Genomic DNA, 20,340 nt, shown 5'->3' on the forward strand with positions numbered 1-20,340 from the left:
TCCAGAAAGCCACCCATGAGCCATTCCCCCACCGACGACCAGGTCCAGTTCATCGGCATGATCCAGACCCAGAAGGTCTCGGAGACGCATGCGCCGCGCGGTCCCGCCATCGACCGCGACTACGTCCGGGCCTTCGCGCAGGCGCACGAACAGGCCGGCTTCGACCGCATCCTGGTGCCGCACCACTCCACCAGCCCCGACGCCACGCTCACCGTGGCCTACGCAGCCAGCGTGACCGAGCGGATCCACTTCATGCTGGCGCACCGGCCCGGCTTCGTCGCGCCCACGCTGGCGGCGCGGCAGTTCGCCACGCTGGACCAGTACACCGGCGGTCGCCTGGCCGTGCACTACATCTCCGGCGGCTCGGACGAAGAGCAGCGCCGCGACGGCGACTGGCTCAACCACGACCAGCGCTATGCCCGCACCGACGAATACCTGGAGGTGCTGCGCAAGGTGTGGACCGCCGAGCGGCCTTTCCACCACCACGGCGACCACTACCAGGCCGAGAACGCCTTCTCCGAGGTCAAGCCGTTGCAGACGCAGGACGGCCTGCCCCATGTGCCGGTGTACTTCGGCGGCGCCTCCGAGGCGGCGCTGAAGGTGGCCGGCAAGCATGCGGACGTGTACGCGCTGTGGGGCGAGTCGCTGGACCAGGCCCGCGAGCTGACCACGCGCGTGCGCGCCGAGGCCGCACGCCATGGCCGGCAGGTGAACTTCTCGGTCTCCTTCCGGCCCGTGCTCGCCGAGACCGAAGCCGCAGCCTGGGCCCGCGCCGACCGCATCCTCGAAGAGACGCGGCGCCTGCGCGTGGTGGCCGGCTATTCGCGCGGCGGCCCGCAGCAGAGCGAAGGCGCGCGCCGCCTGCTCGCAGCCGCCGATCAGGGCCCACGCGTGGACAAGCGCCTTTGGACGTCCATCGCGCAGGAGACCGGGGGCCGCTCCAACAGCACCGGCCTGGTCGGCACGCCCGAACAGGTGGCCGAGGCGCTGCTCGACTACTGGGAACTGGGCATCACCACCTTCCTCATCCGCGGCTTCGATCCGCTGGAGGACGCGCTGGACTACGGCCGCGAGCTGATCCCGCGCACCCGCGCCCTGGTGGCCGAGCGCGCCGCCGCCCGCCGCGCGCAAAGCCAACGCCGGGTGGCCTGAAGCCATGAACGCCCCCGTCCATCCCGGGCATCTGCAGCCCGCCGCCGGCGCGCTGCGCGCGCGCTTCCATGCCCAGCCGCAGGCGCGCTACTTGTTCGACCCACCCCCGGCGCGCACCAGCGTCGAGGCCGAACGCCGCCACCGCCAGGAGCGGCTGGCCGGCGCCTTCCGCCTCTTCGCGCGGCATGGCTTCGACCTGGGCCTGGCCGGCCACATCACGGCGCGCGACCCGGAGCTGCCGGATCACTTCTGGGTCAATCCGCTGGGCGTGCACTTCTCGCGCATCCGCGTGTCGGACCTGCTGCTGGTCAACGGCCGCGGCGAGACGGTGATCGGCGACCGGCCTCTGAACAAGGCCGCCTTCGCCATCCATGCCGCCATCCACGAACGCCATCCGGAGCTGGTGGCCGCTGCCCACACGCATTCGACCTATGGCAAGGCCTTCTCCACGCTGGGCCGGCCGCTGCTGCCGCTGACGCAGGACGCGTGCGTGTTCCATGGCGACGTGGCGCTGTTCGACGACTTCACCGGCATGGTGGTCGACCTGTCCGAAGGCGCCCGCATCGCCGAGGCGCTGGCCAAGCCGGACGGCGGCTTCGGCAAGGGCGCCATCCTGCGCAACCACGGCATCCTGACTGCCGGCGGCTCGGTCGAGGCCGCCGCCTGGTGGTACATCGCGCTGGACAACGCCTGCCACACGCAACTGCTGGCCGAAGCCGCCGGCACGCCAAGGCCCATCGACGAGGCCACGGCCCGCCACACCCATGCGCAGATCGGCGGGCCCGAAGGCGCGCTGCAGGCCTTCGAGAGCCTCTACCAGCCGCTGGTGGCCGCCGAGCCCGACCTGCTGGACTGAACCCACCCTGGCCATCCTTGCCGCCGCTGCCGGCCCGCCGGCTGGCGCGCGGCGAGGGCCGAATCACTTCCTTCCTTGATGCACCCCATGTCCACCCTCCCGACTTCCTCCGCGGCCTCGCGCCGCCAGCTTCTGCGCGCGGGCGGTGCCGCCGCGGTCGTGGCCGCGGGCGGCCTGCTCGCATCGCGCGCCTGGTCCCAGCCGCGCAAGCTCACCTTCGCCTGGAACGCCAACGCCTTCTGCCTCTCGCCGGTGGTGGTGGCGCAGGAGCGCGGCTTCTTCGAGAAGAACGGCCTGCAGGTGGAACTGGTCAACTACACCGGATCCACCGACCAGCTGCTCGAATCGCTGGCCACCGCCAAGGCCGACGCGGCCGTCGGCATGATCCACCGCTGGCTCAAGCCGCTGGAAGCGGGCTTCGACGTCAAGATCGTCGGCGGCTCCCACGGCGGCTGCGTGCGGCTGGTGGGCAGCAAGGACGCCGGCGTCACGCAGCTCGCGCACCTCAAGGGCAAGACCATCGGCGTGTCGGACATCGCGAGCCCGGGCAAGAACTTCTTCTCCATCCTGCTCAAGAAGAACGGCATCGACGCCGACCGCGACGTGCAGTGGCGCCAGTACCCGGCCGACCTGCTGGACGTGGCCGTCAACAAGGGCGAGATCCAGGCCATTGCCGATGGCGACCCCACGCTCTACCTGATCGAGAAGCGCAACGCCGGCAAGTACACCGAGCTGGCCACCAACCTCTCGGGCGAATACAAGGACAAGGTCTGCTGCATCGTGGGCGCCCGCGGCGAGCTGGTGCGCAAGGACAAGCCCACCGTGGCCGCGCTGGTGCGCTCCATCGTGCAGGCCTCCGACTACGTGGCCGACAACCCCAACGAGTCGGCGAAGCTCTTCGCCAAGTACTCGCCCAAGGTGCCGGTGGAAGACCTGCAGGCCCTGCTGGGCACGCTGACGCACCGTCACCATCCGACGGGGCGCAGCCTGCGCGACGAGGTCGAGTTCTATGCGCGGGACTTCCGCTCGGTGGGCGTGCTCAAGGGCAGCACCGATCCGAAGCGGCTGGCCGATCACGTGGCCTACGACGTCCTGGCCTGAGCCCGCGACCTACGACGTCCTGTCCTGAGCACGCGGCCATCCGACGGCTGCCCGGGCCCCTCTCCCCTCGCGGGAGAGGGGTTGGGGAGAGGGGGGCCTCGCACACCCACCCGCTCGTTCGGCCGCCGCAGCACCCTCTCCCCAGCCCTCTCCCGCGAGGGGAGAGGGCGCAAAGCCTCTTCAGCGCCACGGCGCGCACCGCCACCGATCCATCGCCCACATGACCACTCTCGACACCGCTCTTTCGCGCTGGACGCCGGCCGACGGGCCTGCGTTCGACGCCCTGCCTTCAGCGGCACCGCCGGCCAGTACCACGGCCTCTGCCGCAACACAGAGTGCGACACCCGGCAGATCCGACCTGTCCGCCGCACGCACCGCACGCCTCTGGCCGCTCGGCCTCGTCGCCGCCCTCGCCTGGTTCGGCCTGGGCGCGCTGACCCTGGCCTGGCCCAACCAGCCGGCCGGCTTCAGCGACTGGACCTTCACCACCGAATTCGGCGTCGCGGCGCTGGCCGCAGGTGCCTTGCTGCTGGTGCCCGCGCTGGTGGGCCGCGCACGCACGGGGCGCCCCGGTGCCCGGCTGGTGCATGCGGGCGCCTGGCTGATCGCGCTGCCGCTGCTGCTGGCGCTGTGGGAAGTGCTCACGGCCAAGCTGGGCCTGCTGCCGCCACCCTTCTTCGCGCCGCCGCAGAGCCTGATCGACGTCGCGGTGGAGGACTGGCCGCGCCTGGGCCTGTCCACCGCGCATTCGGTGCGGCTGCTGGCCCACGGCTTCGTGCTCGGCGCCCTCGCCGGTTTCGTCACCGGCGTGTGGATCGGCTGGTCGCGCACGGCGGGCTACTGGGTGCATCCGGTGCTGCGCTTCCTGGGGCCGGTGCCGGCCTCGGCGCTGCTGCCGCTGGCCTTCTTCTTCGCGCCATCGAGCTATGCGGCGGCCGTGTTCCTGATCGGCCTGGCCACCTTCTTCCCGGTGGCGGTGCTGGCCTGGTCGGGCGTGGCGGCGGTCAACCGCCAGTACTACGACGTGGCGCGCACGCTGGGGGCGGGCGAGTGGTTCCTGGTGCTGCGCGTGGCCGTGCCGGCCGCGCTGCCGCAGGTCTTCGTCGGCCTGTTCATGGGCCTGGGCGCGTCCTTCTCGGTGCTGGTCACGGCCGAGATGATGGGCGTGAAGGCGGGCCTGGGCTGGTACCTGCAGTGGGCCCAGGGCTGGGCCGCCTACGCCAACATGTACGCCGCGCTGATCGTGATGGCCGTGCTCTGCTCGGGCCTGATCACGCTGCTGTTCACCGTGCGCGACCGCGTGCTCTCGTGGCAGAAGGGGACGGTCAAATGGTGATCCCGCTGCTGCGCGAATACGACGACGCCACCGACGCGGCAACGCCCGCAGCCGCCGCCGCGGCGGGCGGCGCCCGCATCGACATCGACGGCGTGAGCCACTGGTTCGACGTGCCCGGCGGGCGACTGCAGGCGCTGGACGGCATCGACCTGCATGTGGCGCCGGGCGAGTTCGTGGCCCTGCTCGGCCCCAGCGGCTGCGGCAAGTCCACGCTGCTGCGCCTGGTCGCGGGGCTGGAGCCCGCCACCACCGGCTGGCTGGCGCAGGACGGACAGCCCATCGCCCGGCCCGACCCCTCGCGCATCGTCGTCTTCCAGGACCCGACGCTCTTCCCCTGGCGGCGCGTGCGCGACAACGTCGCGCTCGGCCCGCAGGCCCGCGGCGTGCTGCGCCAGCAGGCGCACCGCGTGGACGACGCGCTGGCGCGCGTCGGCCTGACCGAATTCGCCGACGCCTTCCCGCACCAGCTCTCGGGCGGCATGGCGCAGCGCGTGGCACTCGCCCGCGCTCTGGTCAACGACCCGCGCCTGCTGATCCTGGACGAGCCGCTGGGCAAGCTGGACTCGCTCACGCGGCTGCAGATGCAGGGCGAGCTGCTGCAGCTGTGGCAGCGCAGCCGCTTCTCGGCGCTGCTGGTCACGCACGACGTGGAAGAGGCGCTCTTCCTCGCCCAGCGCGTGGTGGTGCTCAGCGACCGGCCGGCGCGCATCGTGGCCGAGCTGTCGGTCGACCTGCCCTATCCGCGCCACCGCGGTCATCCGCGGCTGGCCGAGCTGCGGCACGAGGCGCTGCGCCACCTGGGCCTGGATGCCAGCTGGTAACGCTCACCCGTCCGCCACGTCCCATCGCGCGACGACCGGCGGCCTGCCATGAACGACACGCCCGATGTGCTCTGGCTGCAATGGCTGCTGGGTGCCCTGCAGTCGGCGCAGGCCGCACTGCTGCAGGCCTTGCATGCCCTGGGCCTGGTGCCGACGCTGCACGGCCAGCCCGCATGGCCGTGGGCCTGGCGACTGGCCGGCGACACGCTGCGCTTCGACCTGGGCCAGGCACGCCGGTTGGCGGTGTCGCTGGGGCTGCTGAGCGTGGCCCTGCTGCTCGCCGTGCTGGGACTGGCCTGGCGCCGGCGACGCCTGCCGCTGCTCGCCCTGGCGGGCCTGCTGCCGGTGCTGGCCCCCTGGCCGCAATGGGCGGCCGTGCGCGTGGCCGCCACGCCGGCGAGCTTCCATGTCCCGCCCACCGGCTTCGACGCTGGCGCCATCCTGCACGGCCACCAGCTCTACCGGCAGCTGTGCGTGGACTGCCACGGCGCCGACGGCCGCGGCCAGGGGCCATCGGCGGCGCAACAACCGGTGTGGCCGCCCAACCTGGCCGGTCCGTTGCTCTGGCGGCGGGCCGATGGCGATCTCTTCTGGCATGTGCTGCACGGCATGCGCGATGCGCGCAGCGGCCAGGCCTCGATGCCCGCCTTCACGGACCGCCTGTCGGCCGACGACGCCTGGGCGCTCATCGACGCCATGAAGGCGCTGGCCGCCGGCCAGATGCTGCGCGAGACCGGCCAATGGCTGCAGCCCGTGCGGCTGCCTGCCTTTGCCATCCGCTGCCCGGGCGCGCCCGCGCGCGTGGCCAGCACCGACCTGCGGGGACAGCGCCTGCGCGTGATGGCGGCGGGCGATGGCGCGCCGCCGCCCGACCCGCGGGTCGTCACCGTCGCCCTCGCGCCGACAGCCGCCGATGCGGCTTCTCCAGCGCCGGCCGGGGCGGATTGCCAGGTCACCGACCCTGCCGCCTGGCAGGCCCTGGCCCTCATCGCGGGCCATGGGGCCGATGCCACGGCGCTGGCCGGCACCCAGTTCATCGTCGACCGCGCGGGCTGGCTGCGCGCCCGGTCGGCCCCCGGCGCCGCCGACTGGCAGGAGGACGACTTGGTATGCCGCGCAGCGCCGTCGTCGTCTCCCTCGCTCGCGTCCTCGTTGTCCGCGGCCGCATCGCCCGCTGGCGCAACGCCCGGCAACGACGGCCTGGGTGCCCTCATCGCCCGCATGGACGCCGAGCCCGTGCGCTACGTCAAGGGCGGCATCGTGCACTGAGGCCGCCGCCGCAGGCCCGGCCGTGCCGCTTGTTTCATCCATCCCCTTGTCCAGGAGAACCTCCATGTCCCGCACCTTCCTGCCCCTGACCGACCGTCGCCGCTTCCTGGCCGGCAGCTCCGCCATCGCGGCCGGGCTGGCCCTGCCCAGCCTGGCCGCCCGTGCCCAATCACGCCCCGTGCTCAAGGCCGGCGACCAGAAGGGCGGCCTGCGCGCCCTGCTCGAAGCGGCCGGTGCGCTCGACGGCCTCGCCTATGACATCCAGTGGTCCGAGTTCCCGGCCGCCGCGCCGCTGGCCGAGGCGCTCAACGCCGGGGCGGTCGACTCCGGCCCCATCGGCGATGCGCCGCTGATCTTTGCGCTGGCTGCCGGCACGCGCGTGAAGGCCATCGGCGCCAACCGCAGCGACGCCTATGGCACCGCGGTGCTGGTGCGGCCCGACTCGCCGCTGCGCGGCGCGGCCGACCTCAAGGGCCGCAGCGTGGCCACCAACCGCGGCTCCATCGGCCACTTCGTCACGCTCAAGGCCATCACCGCCGCGGGACTGCAGCCCGGCGATGTGAACCTGCGCTTCCTGCCGCCGGCCGATGCCAAGCTGGCCCTCACGCAGGGCTCGGTCGATGCCTGGGCCACCTGGGAGCCCTATACCGCCATGGCCGAGACCGCCGGCCATGCCCGTGTGCTGGTCAGCGGCCGCGGCCTGCTGCCTGGCCTGAGCTACCTGGCAGCCACCGATGCGGCCATCGCTGCCAAGCGGCCGGTACTGCAGGACTTCCTGCAGCGCGTGGCCCAGGCGCAGCAATGGGCCAACCGCAACGTGGGCAGCTACTCGGCCACGCTGGCCCGCATCATCGGCATCTCGCCCGAGGCCGCGCGCCTGCAGTTCGAGCGCCGCCAGCAGGCCTGGGTGCCCATCGACGAACGCGTGGTGGCCGACCAGCAGGCCACGGCCGACTTCTGCGCCAGGGTGGGGCTGATCAAGGCGCCGCTGCAGGTGGCGGGCACCTTCGACAAGGGCTTTGCGTTGCCGGGCTGAGCGGCGCGCCATCCTCCGGATCCTGCGGGCCCTGCTGCGCTCGGCATTCACGGTCGCGGCGCTGCGGGTGTGGATGTCGCGGACACGGAGCGCCGACGCGCCCGAAAAGATAAGTTGGCAAAAGCGGCACGCAGGGCCCTATGCGCGTACGATGGGTCGGTTGATATGTGCAAGGCCTTCATTGCATCGGTCCTTTTCCGCTTCTCCCGGGCTTGCCCCGCGGCTGTGTCGAATCTCCCTTGTTGATTTTCTTGGCGTCTCTTCACCGGGTGTGCTTTCGCTTCCCGGCAATCCCGAAAGGAAATCGACATGACCACGCAAACCGGAACCGTGAAATGGTTCAACGACGACAAGGGCTTCGGCTTCATCGCCCCCGACAACGGCAGCAAGGACCTCTTTGCCCACTTCCGTGAGATCCAGGGCGGCGGCTTCAAGACCCTGACCGAGAACCAGCATGTGCAGTTCGAGGTCGTCGAGGGCGCCAAGGGCCCCCAGGCCTCCAACATCCGTGCCGTGAGCTGAAGTCGCACGGCCCGATGGCCCGGCCGGTCTCCCAAGACGGCCTGGCCCTTCAAGCGCGGTTCATCCGCGCTTTTCTGTTTCTGGAAGGCACCGTCGCATGAAGAATCTGCAGGAGGCCACCGAGCGCATCTGCGAACTCAAAGGGAGCCTGATCGCGCTGGACGCGTTGCTTCCCGCACTGTTGGAAGCGCTTCCTTCGACTGCACACGGTACCCTGGTGCGCTCCTTCGAGGCCCATGCCGAAGCCGCGCGCACGGTCATCCTGAACACGCCCGTGTCGGACCATGTGCTGGCCGCCTTCGAACGCGACGTCGCCAGGACGCAGACGGTGCTCAGCGGGACTGCGCCGCCCCCGGCCAGCCCGGATGCGCGCCAGCCCGTCGAATCCATTCTGCTGACGACGACGCACATCAGCACCTACGCGGGCGCGCGGCTGCTGACCGGTGCCAGCGGCTTCTTCTTCCGTCGCGACGACCGGCTGTTCCTGGTCACCAACGCCCACGTCCTGTCCGACGCGCCCAGTGCCCATGCGCCCGACCGCATCGAGATCGAGCTGCACACCGACGCCAGGGACCTGACCCGCTACGCCACCTTCTCCATGCCCCTCTACGACAAGGGCCACGCGCTGTGGCGGCAGGCTGCCGACACCGGCGGGCCGGTGGACATCGCCACCCTGGAGATCCAGACCGCGCGGCTGCCGGAGGGCGTGGAACTGCAGACCTTCGACGAATCCCACCTCTCGCCGGGCGGCGAGGACGTGGCCGTGGGCGACAACCTGACCGTCATCGGCTTTCCGCTGGGCTTCCACGACACGGTCCATCACCTGGCCGTCGCCCGCAGCGCCTCGATCGCCTCCAGCTACGGCGTGCGCTTCCAGCAGAAGGGCTACTTCCTGACGGATGCGAGGACGCACCGCGGCAGCAGCGGCGCGCCGGTGGTCCGGCGAAGGCTGGGCAGCGACGCGGGCCCGCGTTCCTCGCTGGCCTCGTGGCAGCTGCTCGGCGTGCACTCCACGCGCATGGACATGCGCACCCGCGATCTCGTCAAGGACGAGTCGCTCGGCCTCAACTGCGCCTGGTACGCCGATGTGCTGAAGGTGCTGACCCAGGCCGCCTAGCGCCGGGCCGGCCGCCCGCGCACCTGCAGCAGTTCGAGCACCGGCAGCAGCTTCGTGGTGCGGCAGTCAGACCCAGCGAAGTAAGTCAGGGCGCCAAGTCGCCGTTGCCTGATTGCCAGTGGCCGCGACCTGAGTCGGTGGCCACAGCAGGTCATCCAGCAGCGCCACGGTGTCACCCAGGCCGGCTGCTGCGATGCGGTTCTTGTTCAGGAAGGCCTGCCACTGACGCAGCTTTGCGGCGCCTTCGCTGAACTGCCTGGTCAGTGCCAACGGCCGCTCGGTAGGCAACGCGGTCTCGCGCCGGGTAAAGGTGGCGGCGATGGCTGCCGCAAGCGTGGCGCCATCCAGTTGGGTGCGCCGTGCGATCACCGCCAGGTCGAAGAAATCCTTCATGCGGCTGTTCGCCTGTCCCAGCATCACCATGGCCTGGTATTTCTCGGCGATCACGGTGTAGACCGGATAGACCCGCAGCGTCGGGGCTGGAAAGTCGCCCAGCAAAGTGGGGTAGGCCACCGTCTGCGGCCCCGGCGTCACGGCGTCCCCGAAGCCCACGTCGATCTGCAGCGTGCAGCGTGCGGAGCCGATCCGTCCCATCAAGGTGATGCGGGTGCCGCCGTAGGTGTTGTCCTCGCGGATGGCGTGTGCCTTCACGGAGTCGGGATCGAACACGATGCCGTCGCCCAGGTCCATGACGGCGACGTCGCGAAAGGCGGCGATCAGGTGTGCCTCATCGTCGGCGCCGAAGCCCAGCAGGTCGACGTCCTTGGTTGGCCGGTGCGGGGTGTCGTACCAAAGGGCGAAGAGCAGAGCGCCCTTGAGCAGAAAGCGGTCTGCGTGCGATGAGGCGCTGACGCGAGCCAGCAGGCGCTCCGTGCCGAAGCGGTTCAGCAGCAGGTTGTAGTCATCGCCGCGCTGTTTGGCCAGGGCCAGCAGTCGGGCCAGGATCGAGGCGGCGAGGTTGCCGGTCATTGCGTCATGGCCTCCAGATAAGGCTGCATGACACGTTCCACCCGGTTGATCCGGGCGAAGTGGCTCAGCGCTGCCATGGTGACCTTGCGGCTGCGCCAGGCCTCCTTCAGCGCCTCCAGCGCCACGTCCAACCCGATCTTGTTGCGGAACTTGAAGCAGTCGGTCACCGTCTTGGCGGCGCTGTACACGCGGATGGGGGCGCCGTGCTCGGTCAGGGTCTGGATGCCTTCGCTGTAGGCGGTGCCCCTCAGGCGCGCGATCCGAAGCGTGGGATAGCCCGGCGCCGGGGCATGACTTCCTTCAGGCAGGGCGAGCCACACTTCGTGTGGAAGTTGTGTGCCGATTCCATGGAATTGCAGTGCGCTCAGCAGGCACAGCACGCCCTTGGGGACGCGTTGGCAGACTTCGATCAGCGTCTGGTATTCGGTGGCTTCGGCATCGGCAAGTCCATACAGGCCCCGGGCGATGCGGTGCAGCTTGCCTGACTGGTGCAGTCGGATCAGCAGTTGAGGCGACCAGCCGTGCTCGCGCACATCCGCTGCCCGCAGCACCCGCCGGTGCCGGGCCAGTTCAAGGATCTGCTCAGACTGGGTCATGACGGGTAAGTTTAATATTCACATCACTTTCTTTTAAGTGATGTGATTTTCAATCTGGCGTTCACCGCCGACGTTCACGCCCACCACCCGATTGCGGCCTTCGCGCTTGGCGCGATAGAGCGCACCATCGGCCAGGCGCAGCAGCGCATCCGGCGTGTGCGGCTGGGCGCCCGCCACGGTGAGCACGCCGAGGCTCGCCGTGACATGGGCGGCCACGTCCGAGTGCGCATGGGCGATGCCCAGCGCCACGACGGCCAGGCGCGCATGCTCTGCCACGGCGAGGGCCTGCGCGTGCGACGTGCCGGGCAGGATGCAGGCGAATTCCTCGCCGCCATAGCGGGCGACCGTGGCACCGGGCACGGCAACGGCGGCCTGGAGGGCCGCCGCCACGCGCTGCAGCGCCAGGTCGCCTTCCACATGACCGTGGGCATCGTTGTAGGCCTTGAAAGCATCCACATCGGCCAGGATCAGCGACAGCGGCCGGGCCCATTGCCGCTGCCGACGGCTTTCCGCGTCCAGCTGGATGTCGAAATGGCGCCGGTTGGCAAGCCCCGTGAGCGCGTCGGTCACGCTCAGCCGGTAGATGCGGTCGTTGAGCGCCCGCAGCTCGGCCTCGAAGCGCTTGCGCTCGGTGATGTCGCGCACGATGGAGCAGTTGAAGCGCCGGCCCTCGTGCTCCACCAGGTTGACCGTGACCTCGATGGGAATGTCCACGCCGTCGCGCGACCGGTTGACGGTCTCCAGCCGGAAGCTCCTGCGCGCCACCACGTCGGCCCAGTGTTCGCGCCAGCGGGCCTCGTCGAAATGGGGATCCACGTCCCACACATGCATCTGTGCCAGCTCTTCGGCGGAATAACCCAGCAGCCGTGTGGTGGCCGGATTCACGAACACGTAGCGGCCATGCTCGTCCAGCCAGATGATCATGTCCGCCAGCTTGTCCACTGTGACCTGGGTCAGCATGGCCCGGTAGGACGCCTCGCGCACTTCCTCGTTCTCTGCCATGGTTCGACTCCCGCCTCGTCGGCTCGACCCTCTGCTCCCCTGCTTCGATGCCACCCCGCGTGCGGGCGCCCGGTGCATCGCCGTGCCTATTGTTGACGCGCCTGCGGCGGACAGGGACAGGGCCGGCCGCCGCAAGGCGCCCCGGCCCGCGGGACGGGGCGCCTCAGCGGGCCGCGCCCTCGCTGCGCAACTGCTCGCGCAGGATGCGCCGCACCTCCAGCATGGCCTGCGGCGTTTCCTGCACGCTGTGCCACGAGGTGATGACGCGCTCGGATTCGGCACCGTCGAGGTGGGCGCTGGCATAGGGCACCACGCCGTCGCTGGACCGGGCCAGCGGCTGCGCCGGGTCCTCGCGCCCGATGATGGAGTGATAGCGCACCTTCGGGCTGATGGGCAGGTCGGCCACGGCCCGCACGAAGGGATCGCGGTCGCTCAGGTTGTCGATGCTGTTGGGAAGGCGCAGCGGCAGGCCGTTCTCCTGCATCGGCGGGAGCCGCGCCAGCCGGCGGCTCAGGTCGTTCACCTGTTCGAGCATGGCCAGCGGCAGGGTGACGAGGTTGGCCACGCGCCGGGCCAGGCCAGTCTCGGCAAAGGGCGTACCGCGGTGCGGCGCGGCGATGAAGACGGCCCGGTCCACCTGCGGCAGGGGCTTGAAGTCGAGGTAGTCGCCCAGCTCGCGCTGCAGCGTGGGATCGTCCGCCAGCGCGGCGGCCATGGCGGGCCCCTGGGGCAGCACCGACCACAGCGCGCGACCCGGGTCCGAGACCAGCAGCCGCGCCAGCACGCCGCCCATGCTGTGGCCCACCAGCACCATGTGGCGCGAGGCCGGTGCCGTGCCCTGCGGGTCGAAGTGCGCCAGCGTCTGCTGCAGCGCCAGCGCGATGTTGCGGCGGTTGAGCACCAGCGGCGCGTTGGTGGGGTAGTACACCTGCCAGATCTGGTAGTGCTGGCGCAGCGTCTCGTCGCCCAGCACCTCGTTGGCCACATTGACCCAGGCCTCGGGACTGCTGGCCAGGCCGTGCAGCATGACGACGATGCCGCGCTCGGGGTCGTAGGGCTGCATCAGTTGTACCTGCGGCTGCACGATGCCGTCCGACAGGCCCAGCAAGGTGCGCAGCGCCTGCTTCGCGAAGCCCGAGCGGGCCAGCCACAGCCCGTAGCCGGCCGTGAAGTTGGCCGCCAGCGGCGCGGGCACGCCCGCCAGGTCCACGCGGTCGCTGCGGTAGGGGTCGTACAGGCGCACCTGCACACGATGGCTGCCCAGCACCTCGGCCAGCGTGCGGCCCTCGAAGGTCAGCAAGGCCGTGATGGCGGGGTAGCGCATGGTGGTGAAGGGCGCATCGACCGGATCGCCCTGGGCCGGCGGCAGCACGGCCACCAGCGGCGCGCCGAAGCCGTCGCGCCGGTAAGTGTTGCGCAGACCGGTGAAGCGCAACGACGAAGCCGGCAGCAGTTCCTGCGGCAGGGGCATGTCGCCGGCGAAGCTCGGGCTTTCGAGCCGCGCCGCCAGCTGCCAACGGCCCACGGCGAGTTCGACCGCGTCGCCGGTCGACGGACCGGCCCCGGGTGCGCGGGCGTCGCGCGCGTAGCGGTGGAACAGCCGCGTCACGGTCCGCTGCACCGCGAAGTTGTAGTAGTCGCGCACCTGGGTCTGGCGGTCCTCGAAGGCGCGGTCGCCCGGGCTGCGGCGGGTGAGGAAGAGGTAGGCCCAGGCATGGCGGGCCGTCTCCAGCCAGGCGTCCACTGCCGTGGCGTCGGCGTCGCCGCCCTGCCCGGCCGGCTGAGCGTCCGGCGCTTCCGGCGCGACAGCCGGCGGCCGGTCGGCCTCCAGCGCGGCCTGCAGCCACAGCTCGGCCAGAGCCGACAGCCGCTGCTCGTCGGTGATGCCCTCGGCCTGGGCCAGCGCCTGCCGGCAGCTGTCGGGGGCCTCGCCACAGTCGTCGATGCCGGCCACGCGGGCGACCTCCTGCGCCGCCCCGCTCAAGTGGCCGGTGGTCAGCACGTCGCCGCGCCGTTCGGCCAGGTAGAGCGCCGGGGAGACGGAGGACACCGACACCGCCGCGCAGCCCGACATCAACAGCGCTGCGGCGAGCAGCAGCCAAACGCCCAGGCCGCGGCCGGGCCGAGGCTTCGCGGCGGCCTTCGCATCGCGCATCGATGCGAACGGCAGCGGCCAGATAGGCCATGCAGAAACGTCAGCGCTCATCGCCCCGCCTCCATGCCCGGGATGCCGCGCCGGATGGCCTGCGAGAACCGCGGATCGGCATCCGCCGCCTTCGCGCGCTCGGTGATGCGGCCGGCGGCACGCAGGGTGTCCAGGTCCGCCTTGGCGGCCAGGCCGTCGATGGACTGCAGGTACTCCGGCAGGTAGCCCGAGGCCAGCAGCCGCCAGTCCAGCGGCAGGCCGCCCACGATGCGCCGCGCCATGTCGAACACGATGGTGGTGCAGTTGGCCGTGAGGGTGGAATAGAAGCGCGGGTGCGCCGCCAGCGTGGTCGACTGGTCCAGGTACGCCAGGAAGAGCGAGCGCATGGCCTCGGGCGGCATGGCGACGCGGTAGAGGTAGACGTCCTCGCCGCGCATATTGGTGCGCACGCGCAGCACATCGCGCTCGTCGGCGGCCACCAGGGCCAGCTCGAACTGCTTGAAGAAGCCGGCCACGGCCGAGAAGGATTCGCCACGCTCCTTGCGGATCTCGACCGAGAACACGAGGTAGCGCGTGCCGCCCTGGCCGTCGTCGAAGCCGAAGGAGACCAGCGTGTGCGCGATGGCCGGCCCCATCCAGTACGACAGCGCCATGTCCACGCTGCGCAGGTGGTCGAGGTCGTACTGGCGCGTCTCCCAGCGCACGGTGTAGTCCTCGTCGCTGCGCCAGTCGAAGTTGCGCACATTGCGCAGCGTGACGACCGGGCCGGCCACCGAGGGCTCGATGTGCCGCGCCACATCGTCGGCCCAGTCGCGCGTGTCGGAGGGCGCGATGCGGCCCCACCACACCAGCAGCAGCGCGAAGGCCAGGGCATAGGTCGCCACCGCCTTGCCATGGAAGGGCCGCCACGGCCGCCCGATGACGCCAAGCGCGGCCAGGCCCCAGGCCGCCGCGGCCGCGATGCGCCCGCCTTCGGGCAACGGCAGCCGGTAGTACAGCGCCAGCGCCGACCACAGGCCCGTGCCCAGGAGCACCAGCACGAGCAGGCCGCGGCCCGCCCCGATCAGCAGCCGCCTCATGGCGCCAGCGCCTCGCGCAGCAGCGCGATGTGGCTGCGCCGCTGCTGCTCCAGCGTGACCGGCGCGCCCTCGCCCTGCCCGTGCATCAGCTGCCACAGCACGACCTGCGCGATGGGTGCCATCAGCAGCCAGGGCGAGGCTGTGAGCACGCCCTGGCCCAGGCTGCCCTGGCGCACGGCGCGGCGCACCAGGCGCTCGACGGCGGAGGCGAAGGGGTCGAGCACCGCGCGCTGCCAGCGCTCCACCAGGCCCTGCACCTGGCGGCCGTCGGCCATCACCAGGCGCAGCGTCATGGCCGTCTCGGGGCGCGCCAGCAGGCGGTACACCGGGTCGATCACGCGTTCCACCAGCAGGTCGACGGTGACCGTCTGGCCCGGCGCCAGGGCCGCCTCGTCCAGGCCCGCCGGCATGGTGAGCGAGCGGTCGATCAGCGCCTCGAAGATCTCTTCCTTGCTGTCGAAGTGCGCATACACGCCGCCCTTGGACAGGCCCGCCCGCAGCGCGATGTCGTCGATGCGCGAGGCCGCGAAGCCCTTCTCGTGGAACACCGACAGCGCCGCGTCGAGGATCTGCGCCATGCGCAGGGGGGGCGGCAGGCGCTGGCGCGAAGGCCGGCCGCCGGGCAGGCCTTCGTCAGACGTCGGATACGGAGGGTCGGCGGTCGGTGCGGTCATGGGCGTGCGTGGGGGTGCGGACAGCGAGGCGGCCGGCGATTATGGATGCACCGCCCCGCTAACGACTCGCGAGTCGTTAGACAGGCATCCGTTGACCTGGATCAATGAGCGCGGACGGGCCGGCTCCTACAGTTTTTCGCAGGCGGTGCCACCCGGCGCCGCACCGTCTCACGCCCGCCCCCTCGGGCGCCTTCAGGTCCAGCCGCCATGCCCGCCCCTTCTCCCAATCCCGTGCCGACCGCCGACGTGCCGGCCGATGCCGCGGCCGCCGCCCTCGACATGCAGGCGCGGGCCACCGCTGCCCGCCTCACCGGCGCTCTCTCGCCCATGGCCGGGCTGCTGGCCGCCTTCGACTGGGCCGCGCACCTGGCCGCCTCGCCGGGCAAGCAGGTGGCCCTGGCGCAGCTGGCGGTGCAGCAGGCCCAGGCCCTGACCCGGGAATGGGCGCCCGCCACGCCCGACGCCTTCGCCGCGCCCGACCGGCGCTTCCGCGCCCCGGCCTGGCAGCACGAGCCCTTCAAGGCCTGGCAGCAGGCCTTCCTGGCCAGCCAGCAGTGGTGGGACGCGGCCACGCACGGCGTGCTCGGCGTGGAGCGGCACCACGAGGACCTGGTCGCCTTCAGCGCCCGGCAGTGGCTGGACCTGCTCTCGCCGGGCAACCTGCCCTGGGCCAATCCCGAGGTGATCGAGGCCACGCTGCGCGAAGGCGGCGCCAACCTGCTGCGCGGCCTGCACAACTGGATGGAAGACGCGGGCCGACAAGCGTCCGGCGCTGCCCCGGCGGGCACCGAGCAGTTCCGCGTCGGGCACGAGGTGGCCATCACGCCCGGCAAGGTGGTGCTGCGCAATGCGCTGATCGAGCTGATCCAGTACGCACCCGCCACGCCCACCGTGCACCCGGAGCCGGTGCTGCTGGTGCCGGCGTGGATCATGAAGTACTACATCCTCGACCTCACGCCCGAGGAATCGCTGGTGCGCTACCTGGTGTCGCAGGGCCACACGGTGTTCTGCATCTCCTGGAAGAACCCCGGCGAGGCCGAGCGCGACCGGGGCATGGACGACTACCTGCAGCTCGGCCTGCATGCCGCGCTCGACGCCGTGCAGGCGCTGTGCCCGCGCCGCAAGGTGCATGCCGCCGGCTACTGCCTGGGCGGCACGCTGCTGGCCATCGGCGCCGCGGCCATGGCCCGCGACGGCGACGACCGGCTGGCCAGCACCACCTATTTCGCGGCGCAGACCGACTTCTCCGAGCCCGGCGAGCTGGGCCTGTTCATCGACGAGAGCCAGCTCAGCCTGCTGGAGGCGCAGATGCGGCAGAAGGGCTACCTCACCGCCCAGCAGATGGCCGGCGCCTTCAGCATGCTGCGCAGCTACGACCTGCTGTGGTCGCGCATGGTGGGCGATTACCTGCTGGGCCACCGTGCGCCGATGAATGCGCTGATGGCCTGGAATGCCGACGCCACCCGCATGCCCGCACGCATGCATTCCGAGTACCTGCGCCGGCTCTTCCTGGACGACGACCTGAGCGAAGGCCGCTTTCCCGTGGGCGGCCGTCCGATCAGCCTGGGCAGCCTGCGCCTGCCCACCTTCATGGTGGGCACGGTCACCGACCATGTGGCGCCCTGGCGCTCGGTGCACAAGCTGCACTTCCTCTGCCCGGCGGAGATCACCTTCGCCCTCACCACCGGTGGCCACAACGCCGGCATCGTCAACCCGCCCTCGCCCGACAGCCGGCGCAGCCACCGGCTGCTGACGCGGCCGGCCGATGGCCCCTACCTCGCGCCCGACGACTGGCTGGCCGCCGCGCCGACGCATGCGGGCTCGTGGTGGCCGGCCTGGCAGCAGTGGCTGGCCGCGCGCTCGGGCGCACCCGTCAAGCCGCCGCGCATGGGCACGGGCCTGGCCGATGCACCCGGCACCTACGTCCTGGAGCGTTGAGGCATATGAAGCACCCCCCAAGCCGCTTCGCGCCTCAGGGCGGCCGCCAGAGGCGGCTGCTCTTCGGGCACGTCCAAGCCTGCGCAAGCAGGCTCGGAGCCGCGGCCCTCAGCCCCTCACTTGCGCCTTCGGCTTGGAGGGGGGCGCACCCCGAGGCCTGGCAAAGCCAGTTCCTCGGGTGCCCTGGCATGGCCTGCTCCGCGGCCATTCGATCCCTACCGCAGCGCCTTTATCAGACGCGGGTGCAGCGCCCCGTCATGGAGCATTGACATGCAGACGAGTCTCTATTCCTTGAGCGGCCGCAAGGGCCTGGTGGTGGGCATTGCCAACGCGCACAGCATCGCCTGGGGCTGCGCGCAGGCCTTCCACGACGCCGGGGCCGAGCTGGCCGTGACCTGGTTCAACGACAAGGCCCAGCCCTTCGTCGAGCCGCTGGCACAGCAGGTGCACGCCTCCATCGCGCTGCCGCTGGACGTGGAGCAGCCCGGCCAGCTCGAAGCCGTGTTCGCCGCCATCGGCCGCCAATGGGGTCGGCTGGACTTCGTGCTGCACTCCATCGCCTTCGCGCCCAAGACCGACCTGCACGGCCGCGTGGCCGACTGCTCGCGCGAAGGCTTCGCGCGCGCCATGGACATCTCCTGCCACTCCTTCGTGCGCATGGCCCACCTGGCCGAGCCGCTGATGCACCGCGGCGGCAGCCTGCTGACGATGAGCTACGTGGGCGCGGAGGAGGTGATTCCCGACTACGGCGTGATGGGCCCGGTCAAGGCGGCGCTGGAGAGCAGCACCCGCTACCTGGCCACCGAGCTCGGGCCCAAGGGCATCCGCGTCAATGCCATCTCGCCGGGACCGCTGGCCACGCGGGCCGCCTCGGGCATCCCCAACTTCGAGAGCCTGCTGGACGATGCCCGCCGGCGCGCCCCGCTGCGCCGGCTCGTCGACATCGCGGAGGTGGGCGCCATGGCCGCCTTCCTGGTCAGCGATGCGGCGCGCGCCGTCACCGGCAGCACGCTGTACGTCGACGGCGGCTACCACGTGCTCGGCTGACCATGGCACGCCCCCTCGCCCCACTCACTCCCCTGTTGCTGGCTGCGGCGCTCGCGGCCGGCTGCGCCCCGCTGATCCCGCCGCTGGCGCTGCCCTCGGCGCCGGTGCCCGCCCGCTTTCCCGACACGCCCCCGGTCGCGGCCGCGCCCGAGGCGGCGGCGGACCTGGACTGGCCGCACGCCTTTCCCGATGCCGGACTGCAGGCGCTCATCGCCCAGGCCCTGGTCCACAACCGCGACCTGCGCACCGCCGCCCTGCATGTGCAGGAGGCGCGCGCCGCCTGGGGCATCCAGCAGGCCGCCATGCTGCCCAGCGTGGGCCTGGCCACCGATGCCAGCCGCAGCCGCGTGCCGGCCGACCTCAACGTCACCGGCAAGTCCGTCATCGCCAGCCAGTACCAGGTCGGCCTGGGCCTGGCCGACTGGGAGCTCGACCTGTGGGGCCGCCTGCGCAGCCTGGACGAGGCCGCGCTGCAGGCCTGGCTGGCCAGCGACGAGGCCCGCCGCGGCCTGACGCTGTCGCTGGTGACGCAGGTGGCCCAGGGCTGGCTGGCCCTGCGCGAGACCGACGAGCGCCTGGCGTTGGCCCGCGAGGCCATCGCCAGCCGCAACGAATCGCTGCGCATCTTCAGCCGCCGCTTCGAGGTGGGCGCGTCCTCGCGGCTGGAGCTGGAGCAGGTGCGCATCCTGGCCACCCAGGCGCGGGCGCTGGGCGCCCAGCTCGAACAGCAGCGCGCGCAGCAGGTCAACGCCCTGGCGCTGCTGACCGGCGCCCCGGTGGACGCGCCGGCGCGCGACGTGCCACTGACCGATGCCATGGTGGCCGACGTGGCCCCGGGTCTGCCCTCGGCCATGCTGGCCGCGCGGCCCGACATCGCCGCGGCCGAGCACCGGCTACGCCAGGCCAACGCCAACATCGGCGCGGCGCGGGCCGCCTTCTTTCCGCAGCTGACGCTGACCACCAGCCTGGGCACCGCCAGCGCGGCGCTCGACGGGCTGTTCGAACCCGGCAGCCGCGCCTGGACCTTCGCGCCCAGCCTGTCGCTGCCGCTGTTCACCGCCGGCCGGCTGCGCGCCAACCTGCAGCTGTCCGAAGTGCGGCGCGACATCGCCGTGGCCGACTACGAGAAGACCATCCAGGGCGCCTTCCGCGAGGTGACCGATGCGCTGGCCGCCCGCCAGTGGCTGGCCGAACAGCTGGGCATCCAGAAGGAGGCGCTGGCCGCGCAGGCCGAACGCGCCCGCCTGGCCCGGCTGCGCTACGACGCCGGCTCGGCCGCCTTCCTCGAAGTGCTGGATGCGCAGCGCGACCTGCTCTCGGCCCAGCAACAACGGGTGCAGACGCAGCGCGCGCTGCTCGCCGCCCGCGTCTCGCTCTATGCCGCCCTGGGCGGCGGCGCCCACACCGTGGCCGCCACGCCGATGGCGGCTGCCTCCACTTCCACACCCTCGCCGAAATGAAACAACTTGCCCGAAGCACCGTATTGAGCCCCTCTCCCCTTGTGGGAGAGGGGGTGGGGAGAGGGGGCGCGTCCATCGAAGAGGGCGTGCGCCTTGCCATTGCCGCCGCCCCCTCTCCCCGGCCCTCTCCCGCGAGGGGAGAGGGAGCGAAGCCGCTCCGGCTCCACGGCCGCATGCAGTGGATCGCCAGACGGGCCGGCTGCGGTGCGACGACCGCCC

General features: G+C 71.6%; 18 protein-coding genes. 12 read left to right on the forward strand and 6 right to left on the reverse strand.

Annotated elements, in window-relative coordinates:
• The first annotated feature begins 15 nt into the window (after nt 1-15).
• The 9 genes from L0984_RS18095 (at nt 16) to L0984_RS18135 (ending at nt 9,210) form a co-directional block, all read left to right on the forward strand.
• The gene (locus L0984_RS18095; protein WP_234195161.1) at nt 16-1,152 is read left to right on the forward strand and encodes an LLM class flavin-dependent oxidoreductase; all 1,137 of its coding nucleotides are present in this window, start codon (nt 16-18) and stop codon (nt 1,150-1,152) included.
• A 4-nt stretch (nt 1,153-1,156) separates the two neighbouring features.
• On the forward strand, nt 1,157-2,008 hold the full coding sequence (locus tag L0984_RS18100; RefSeq protein ID WP_234195162.1) for a class II aldolase/adducin family protein: 852 nt from the start codon (nt 1,157-1,159) through the stop codon (nt 2,006-2,008).
• An 87-nt stretch (nt 2,009-2,095) separates the two neighbouring features.
• Nucleotides 2,096-3,109 (forward strand): ABC transporter substrate-binding protein, encoded by a 1,014-nt coding sequence (locus L0984_RS18105; RefSeq protein ID WP_234195163.1) that lies wholly within the window; start codon nt 2,096-2,098, stop codon nt 3,107-3,109.
• Between the two features lie 220 nt (nt 3,110-3,329).
• Nucleotides 3,330-4,445, forward strand: coding sequence for an ABC transporter permease (locus L0984_RS18110; protein WP_234195164.1), 1,116 nt, complete (start codon nt 3,330-3,332; stop codon nt 4,443-4,445).
• Nucleotides 4,439-5,266 carry an ABC transporter ATP-binding protein gene (locus tag L0984_RS18115; protein WP_234195165.1) on the forward strand — a complete coding sequence of 276 codons (828 nt, stop codon included), beginning with the start codon at nt 4,439-4,441 and terminating at the stop codon, nt 5,264-5,266. Before L0984_RS18110 ends, L0984_RS18115 begins: the two co-directional genes overlap by 7 nt.
• A gap of 48 nt (nt 5,267-5,314) precedes the next feature.
• Nucleotides 5,315-6,535, forward strand: coding sequence for a c-type cytochrome (locus tag L0984_RS18120; protein ID WP_234195166.1), 1,221 nt, complete (start codon nt 5,315-5,317; stop codon nt 6,533-6,535).
• Between the two features lie 64 nt (nt 6,536-6,599).
• Complete coding sequence (locus L0984_RS18125) at nt 6,600-7,571, forward strand: ABC transporter substrate-binding protein (protein ID WP_234195167.1); 972 nt, start codon at nt 6,600-6,602, stop codon at nt 7,569-7,571.
• 309 nt (nt 7,572-7,880) lie between these two features.
• Nucleotides 7,881-8,093: a transcription antiterminator/RNA stability regulator CspE gene (gene cspE, locus L0984_RS18130; RefSeq protein WP_076506043.1), complete on the forward strand. Its 213-nt coding sequence runs from the start codon at nt 7,881-7,883 to the stop codon at nt 8,091-8,093.
• A 97-nt stretch (nt 8,094-8,190) separates the two neighbouring features.
• Nucleotides 8,191-9,210: a S1 family peptidase gene (locus tag L0984_RS18135; protein ID WP_234195168.1), complete on the forward strand. Its 1,020-nt coding sequence runs from the start codon at nt 8,191-8,193 to the stop codon at nt 9,208-9,210.
• A 66-nt stretch (nt 9,211-9,276) separates the two neighbouring features.
• Here L0984_RS18135 and L0984_RS18140 read toward each other — a convergent pair whose 3' ends face one another.
• The 6 genes from L0984_RS18140 to L0984_RS18165 form a co-directional block, all read right to left on the reverse strand.
• The gene (locus tag L0984_RS18140) at nt 9,277-10,179 is read right to left on the reverse strand and encodes a nucleotidyl transferase AbiEii/AbiGii toxin family protein (protein WP_234195169.1); all 903 of its coding nucleotides are present in this window, start codon (nt 10,177-10,179) and stop codon (nt 9,277-9,279) included.
• Complete coding sequence (locus L0984_RS18145; RefSeq protein ID WP_234195170.1) at nt 10,176-10,775, reverse strand: type IV toxin-antitoxin system AbiEi family antitoxin domain-containing protein; 600 nt, start codon at nt 10,773-10,775, stop codon at nt 10,176-10,178. Before L0984_RS18145 ends, L0984_RS18140 begins: the two co-directional genes overlap by 4 nt.
• Nucleotides 10,776-10,808: 33 nt before the next feature.
• Complete coding sequence (locus L0984_RS18150; protein ID WP_234195171.1) at nt 10,809-11,777, reverse strand: GGDEF domain-containing protein; 969 nt, start codon at nt 11,775-11,777, stop codon at nt 10,809-10,811.
• Nucleotides 11,778-11,940: 163 nt separating this feature from the next.
• Nucleotides 11,941-13,932: an alpha/beta fold hydrolase gene (locus tag L0984_RS18155; RefSeq protein WP_234195172.1), complete on the reverse strand. Its 1,992-nt coding sequence runs from the start codon at nt 13,930-13,932 to the stop codon at nt 11,941-11,943.
• A gap of 47 nt (nt 13,933-13,979) precedes the next feature.
• Nucleotides 13,980-15,002, reverse strand: a complete 1,023-nt coding sequence (locus L0984_RS18160) for an Lnb N-terminal periplasmic domain-containing protein (protein WP_234195173.1) — start codon at nt 15,000-15,002, stop codon at nt 13,980-13,982.
• Entirely contained in the window at nt 14,999-15,676 is a 678-nt protein-coding gene (locus tag L0984_RS18165; protein ID WP_234195174.1) for a TetR/AcrR family transcriptional regulator, read from the reverse strand. Before L0984_RS18165 ends, L0984_RS18160 begins: the two co-directional genes overlap by 4 nt.
• Before the next feature lie 207 nt (nt 15,677-15,883).
• Here L0984_RS18165 and L0984_RS18170 point away from each other — a divergent pair, with 207 nt between their 5' ends.
• From L0984_RS18170 to L0984_RS18180, 3 genes are all read left to right on the forward strand, one after another.
• On the forward strand, nt 15,884-17,614 hold the full coding sequence (locus tag L0984_RS18170) for a PHA/PHB synthase family protein (RefSeq protein WP_255697485.1): 1,731 nt from the start codon (nt 15,884-15,886) through the stop codon (nt 17,612-17,614).
• A 270-nt stretch (nt 17,615-17,884) separates the two neighbouring features.
• Complete coding sequence (fabI, locus tag L0984_RS18175) at nt 17,885-18,661, forward strand: enoyl-ACP reductase FabI (protein WP_234195175.1); 777 nt, start codon at nt 17,885-17,887, stop codon at nt 18,659-18,661.
• A gap of 2 nt (nt 18,662-18,663) precedes the next feature.
• Entirely contained in the window at nt 18,664-20,121 is a 1,458-nt protein-coding gene (locus tag L0984_RS18180) for an efflux transporter outer membrane subunit (RefSeq protein ID WP_234195176.1), read from the forward strand.
• The last annotated feature ends 219 nt before the right edge of the window (nt 20,122-20,340 follow it).

This window comes from Pseudacidovorax sp. NFM-22, from assembly GCF_021401245.1.
GTDB lineage: Bacteria > Pseudomonadota > Gammaproteobacteria > Burkholderiales > Burkholderiaceae_C > Xenophilus.